The organism is Streptomyces sp. NPDC020747 (genome assembly GCF_044334695.1).
GTDB lineage: Bacteria > Actinomycetota > Actinomycetes > Streptomycetales > Streptomycetaceae > Streptomyces.
In genome coordinates, this window is record NZ_JBIRTJ010000049.1 from 1 (window position 1) to 1,628 (window position 1,628).

Annotated in this window: 1 pseudogene; it reads left to right on the forward strand. The window is 69.3% G+C overall.

Going from position 1 to position 1,628, the window contains the following annotated elements:
• Positions 1–84: 84 nt before the first annotated feature.
• Positions 85–1,591 (forward strand): annotated as a pseudogene (locus ACH4YP_RS47995) (ISL3 family transposase).
• Positions 1,592–1,628: the final 37 nt, after the last annotated feature.

Consider the following 1,628-nt stretch of genomic DNA (forward strand, 5'->3'; position numbering starts at 1 on the left):
GGGTCTGTTCCGTAGTCGGTGGTGACGGTGAGTGCTCGCCTGTGATCATTGGGCGTGCATGATGCGAACACGCTTGTGGGAACGGTGTTTTCGGGGTTGTCGGCGTTGGTCATCGAGGATGTGGCGGACGGTGGCGAGATAGTCCGGGTCTCGGCTCGGACCCGGGATGTTCCCGTTCCCTGTCCGGTGTGCGGGGTGGTGACGGGGCGGGTCCACGGGTATCACGGCCGGACGGTGCGAGATGTGCCGGTCGACGGCCGGCAGGTCGTGGTCCGGGTGAGGATACGACGGCTGGTCTGTCCGGTCCTGGGCTGCAGACGGCAGACCTTCCGAGAGCAGGTCCCCGGGCTCCTGGAGCGCCATCAGCGCCGCACCACACGTCTGACCGGCCAGCTCTCCGAGCTGGTCAAGGAGTTATGCGGCCGGGCGTCCGCCCGACTCACCCGATCTCTGGCCGTACCCGTGTCGTACGCCTCGGCCCTGCGGCTGCTACGGCGGGTGCCCTTGCCGGAGGTGCGGATCCCGAGGGTAATCGGGGTCGACGACTTCGCCCTGCGGCGCCGACACAGCTACGCCACAATCATCATCAACGCCGAGACCGGTGAGCGAATCGAGGTGCTGCCCGGCCGCGAAGCCGCCACTTTGGAAGCCTGGCTGCGCGGACATCCGGGCATCGAGGCCGTGTGCCGGGACGGATCGGCCACCTACGCCGAGGCGGTCCGCCGAGCCCTGCCCGACGCGGTCCAGATCAGCGACCGCTGGCACCTGTGGCACAACCTCGCCGAGGCCGTCCGCAAAGAAGTCGCCGCGCACAGCACCTGCTGGGCGAAAGCGGGCCCGCCCCCGGCCGAGGGGGAGACAGGCCGCCACCACCCGCGAGCGCTGGCAGCAGGTCCACGCCCTGCGCGAGCGCGGAGTCGGACTTCTGGAGTGCGCGCGCCGCCTGAACCTGGCTCTCAACACCGTCAAGCGCTACGACCGCGTCGCCGAGCCCGAGCGCCTCATCCGCACCCCCAAGTACCGGCCCACCCTCGTCGATCCCTACCGCGATCACCTGCGCCGACGCCGGCTGGAGAACCCGGCCGTCCCCGTCACCCATCTCCTCCAGGAGATCAAGGAACTGGGCTACACCGGCAGCTCGAACCTGCTCGTCCGCTACATCAACCAGGGCCGCGTCGAGGCCGACCGGCCCGCACTCTCGCCCCGGCGCCTCGCCCGCTACCTGCTCACCCGCCCCGACCGCCTCAAGGACCACCAGCGGGAACGCATCGAGGCCGCCCGCACCGCCTGCCACGAAATGACCGCTCTGGCCGACCTCATCCACCACTTCGCCGTACTGCTGGATCCCGCCGACGGCAATGCCACCCTGCTGAGCACCTGGATCACCTCGGCCCAGGCCGAGGACCTGCCCCACCTGCATGCCTTCACCCGTGGCCTCGAGAAGGACCGCGCCGCAGTCGACGCCGCCCTCACCCTGCCGCACCACAACGGCGGCACCGAAGGCGTCAACAACAAAACCAAGCTGATCAAGCGCCAGATGTACGGCCGCGCGAGCTTCCCTCTCCTCCGCCACCGCATCCTCTTGGGCTGACGACACCCTCCGTCACCACCGACTACGGAACAGACCC